Source organism: Rubrivirga sp. (assembly GCF_049648075.1).
In the GTDB taxonomy this organism is placed as follows: Bacteria; Bacteroidota; Rhodothermia; order Rhodothermales; family Rubricoccaceae; genus Rubrivirga.
The window spans coordinates 1-1,751 of the sequence record NZ_JBARYR010000709.1 but is presented as its reverse complement, the minus strand read 5'-3'; the positions used below and the strand labels follow the sequence as shown (position 1 = coordinate 1,751).

At 68.7% G+C, this 1,751-nt stretch carries 2 protein-coding genes and 1 pseudogene; all 3 read right to left on the bottom strand.

Going from position 1 to position 1,751, the window contains the following annotated elements:
• Positions 1-551 (bottom strand): annotated as a pseudogene (locus tag WBA11_RS18725) (hypothetical protein); the annotation flags it as partial.
• 40 nt (positions 552-591) lie between these two features.
• Positions 592-915, bottom strand: coding sequence for a DUF4377 domain-containing protein (locus WBA11_RS18720; RefSeq protein ID WP_424522147.1), 324 nt, complete (start codon positions 913-915; stop codon positions 592-594).
• A 43-nt stretch (positions 916-958) separates the two neighbouring features.
• Positions 959-1,751, bottom strand: a 793-nt coding sequence (locus WBA11_RS18715) for a dihydrolipoamide acetyltransferase family protein (protein WP_424522146.1), incomplete at its 5' end; no start/stop codon positions are given.

Genomic DNA, 1,751 nt, shown 5'->3' with positions numbered 1-1,751 from the left:
GACCAGCCCTCGCGACATCGTCGGCAGATCGGGGTAGCCGATGGCGCCGAACAGCCGATCTCCGGTTCCGTCGCGGGCGAACGCCAGGCTCGAGAGCAAGCACCCGACGCTGACGCCGAACAGGGCGCGCCGCTCGGCTCCCAGTCCATGCTCGCCCTCGACGAGACCGAACACGGCAGGCAGGTCCGTAGCGACGCCGTGGACAAGCGCCGGGCGAGCGGGACGTCGAGGGCGACGCCGCGCCGGGCCATCTCGGCGAGATCCGTTCCCGGGTGCCCTCCGCCGAGGGGTGTGTCGATCAAGACGGCGCCCAAGCCCGCCTTCGAGAGGGCCTTCGCAGCGGGAATGCTCCGGTCGAGCCCTTCCGTGATCCCGTTCAGGAGAGACACGAGCGGCACACCGCTACGCCCGTTAGAGGGCGGGACGACGACGGCGTCGAACGTCGAGAACGCGGCGTCGAGGTCAGCGTCGCCCGTGTACGGATGGAACCGCCGCAGCCGGTACCGCACGGCCGCCAGACCGCCGACGCGGGCCGGGCGGCGGGTCGGCACGATTCAGGCAAACCTCCACGTGTCGTCCTCGAGGACGAGCTCAGGCCGCGGCTCTGCTGCTGATGCGGATCAGCCGGTACGACAGGCTCGATCCGTCCGCGGGAGGGTCGGGGATCTCCGTGACCTCGACCTCGAGGACGTACCGAAAGCCCGGCTCTTGGTCGAATTCGTCGATCTCACTGTAGAACAGTTCCCACTCGGCCTCGGGGGAGCGCCGGACACGAAAGCACTGCTGGACGGCTTCGCCGACGCACTCTTGTGTGGTGGCATCGACGTACAGCGTCTCGGAATAGACGTCGTCCCCGACGGTGCTGCATCCGCCTCCGACCATCGTCAGGGTAGCGGACAAGAGGAGTACGCGCATAGCAGATGGCTTCCGCCGCCCTTGAGGACGGCGGGAGAGCCGTCTAGATCAGCGGCGAGTCCGGTCCGATGGCCTCCAAGGCGTCGCGGTAGGCCGCCAGGAAGCTGGCCGCCATCGCGCCGTCGATGATCCGGTGGTCGTAGCTGAGCGAGACGTAGACCATGTGGCGGATCGCGATCACGTCGCCGGCCTCGGTCTCGAGCACGACCGGCCGCTTGACGATGGCGCCCGGCGACAGGATGGCCGACTGCGGCTGGTTGATGATCGGTGTGCCCATCAGCGAGCCCAGGCTGCCGACGTTGGTGATCGTGAACGTGCCACCCTGCAACTCGTCCGGCTGGAGCTTCTTGGTCCGCGCCCGCTGCGCCAGGTCGGCGACGTTGTGGGCGAGACCCGTCAGGTTCTGCTGGCCCGCGTTGCGGACGACCGGGACCAGCAGCCCCTTCTCGAGGGCGACCGCGATGCCGACGTGGTAGTCCTTCTTGAGCAGGACGCGCGAGCCCTCGACGGAGCTGTTGAGGTACGGGTGCTCTCGCAGCGGCTCGATGGACGCGAGGATGAAGTAGGGCGTGTACGTCAGCTTCGTGCCCTCGCGCGCTTGGAACGATGCATTGTAGCGCTCGCGGTGCTGGACCAGCCCGGTCACGTCGATCTCAGCGAAGCTGGTCACGTGAGCGCTCGTGTCCTTGGACCGGCGCATGTGCTCGGCGATAAGCTGGCGCATCCGGTCCATCTCGACGACCTCGACGCGTTCGCCGGCGGTGTCGCTCGAGGACGGGGCGCTCGGCTTGGGCGCGGGCTTGGACGGAGCGGCCGCCGGGGCGACGGGTGTGGCC